Below are 1908 nucleotides of genomic sequence, written 5' to 3'. Positions count from 1 at the left end.
CCGAACGTGCTGGTCGCGATGAACCCGGCCGCGCTGAAGGCGAACCTGGCGGACGTCCCGCGGGGCGCGGACATCATCGTCAACACCGATGAGTTCACCAAACGGCCCATGGCGAAGGTCGGCTATGACACCAGCCCCCTGGACGACGGCTCGCTGGACGCCTACCACGTCCACCCGGTGCCGCTGACGACGCTGACGGTGGAGGCGCTGAAGGAGTTCGGGCTGCCCCGCAAGGAGGCGGAGCGGTCGAAGAACATGTTCGCGCTGGGTCTGCTGAGCTGGATGTATCACCGTCCCACCGAAGCGACGGAGGCGTTTTTGCGGCGGAAGTTCGCTGCGAAGCCGCAGATCGCGGAGGCGAATGTGGCCGCGTTCAGGGCGGGCTGGAACTTCGGGGAGACCACCGAGGACTTCGCCGTCTCCTACGAAGTCGCCCCGGCCGCCGAGGCGTTTCCCGCCGGGACCTACCGCAACATCTCCGGCAACCTCGCCCTGGCCTACGGCCTGATCGCCGCTTCCCGCCAGGCCGACCTGCCCCTCTACCTCGGCTCCTACCCCATCACTCCCGCCTCCGACATCCTCCACGAGCTGGCGAAACACAAGAACTTCGGGGTGCGCACCTTCCAGGCCGAGGACGAGATCGCCGGTATCGGGGCGGCCCTGGGGGCGGCGTTCGGCGGGTCGCTGGCCGTGACCACCACCTCCGGTCCCGGTGTCGCGCTGAAGTCGGAGACCATCGGCCTGGCCGTGTCTTTGGAGCTGCCGCTGCTGATCGTCGACATCCAGCGCGGCGGGCCCTCCACCGGCCTGCCCACCAAAACCGAACAGGCCGACCTCCTGCAGGCCATGTTCGGACGCAACGGTGAGGCCCCCGTCCCCATCGTGGCGCCCAGGACACCGGCGGACTGCTTCGACGCCGCCCTGGACGCCGCCCGCATCGCCCTGACCTACCGCACCCCCGTCTTCCTGCTCTCCGACGGCTACCTCGCCAACGGCTCCGAACCCTGGCGGATCCCCGACCCAGGCGAACTGCCCGACCTGCGGGTGCAGTTCGCGAACCGGCCCAACCACCAGCTCGCCGACGGCACACACGTGTTCTGGCCCTACAAACGCGACCCGCACACCCTCGCCCGCCCCTGGGCCATCCCCGGCACCCCGGGCCTGGAACACCGCATCGGCGGCATCGAGAAACAGGACGGCAGCGGCAACATCTCCTACGACCCCGCCAACCACGACCTCATGGTCCGCACCCGCCAGGCCAAAACCGACGGCATCCACGTCCCCGACCTCACCGTCGACGATCCCGACGGGGCCCGCACCCTGGTCATCGGCTGGGGCTCGACCTACGGCCCCATCACCGCCGCCGTCCGCCGCCTGCGCACCCACAACACCGCCATCGCCCAGGCACACCTGCGCCACCTCAACCCCTTCCCCCCCAACCTGGGTGAGGTGCTGCGCCACTACGACACCGTCGTGGTGCCCGAGATGAACCTCGGTCAGCTCGCCACCTTGATCCGCGCGAAATACCTGGTCGACGCCCAGTCATACACCCAGGTCAACGGCATGCCGTTCAAAGCCGAACAGCTCGCCACGGCCCTCAAGGAGGCCATCAATGACTGAGACGACGAAGACGACTGCGACGACGGAGACGACGACGGCACAGACCCTGCTCTCCCTGGTCCCCAGAGCCGAGGGCCGGCAGTCGATGAAAGACTTCAAATCCGACCAGGAAGTGCGCTGGTGCCCCGGCTGCGGCGACTACGCCGTCCTCGCCGCCGTCCAGGGCTTCATGCCCGAACTCGGCCTCGCCCGGGAGAACATCGTCTTCGTCTCCGGCATCGGCTGCTCCAGCCGCTTCCCCTACTACATGAACACCTACGGGATGCACTCCATCCACGGACGCGCCCC

1 protein-coding gene and 1 pseudogene are annotated in these 1908 nt (G+C 68.4%); both read left to right on the top strand.

Going from position 1 to position 1908, the window contains the following annotated elements; translation table 11 throughout:
- Nucleotides 1-1620, top strand: a 1620-nt coding sequence (locus ABZ404_RS39085) for a 2-oxoacid:acceptor oxidoreductase subunit alpha (RefSeq protein WP_358837881.1), incomplete at its 5' end; no start/stop codon positions are given.
- Nucleotides 1613-1908 (top strand): annotated as a pseudogene (locus tag ABZ404_RS39080) (2-oxoacid:ferredoxin oxidoreductase subunit beta); the annotation flags it as partial. The gene ABZ404_RS39085 and the pseudogene ABZ404_RS39080, both read left to right, overlap by 8 nt.

The organism is Streptomyces sp. NPDC005878 (genome assembly GCF_040629815.1).
In the GTDB taxonomy this organism is placed as follows: Bacteria; Actinomycetota; Actinomycetes; order Streptomycetales; family Streptomycetaceae; genus Streptomyces.
Note: the sequence above shows the minus strand (reverse complement) of the source record. Positions and strands in the feature narration are given on the sequence as shown.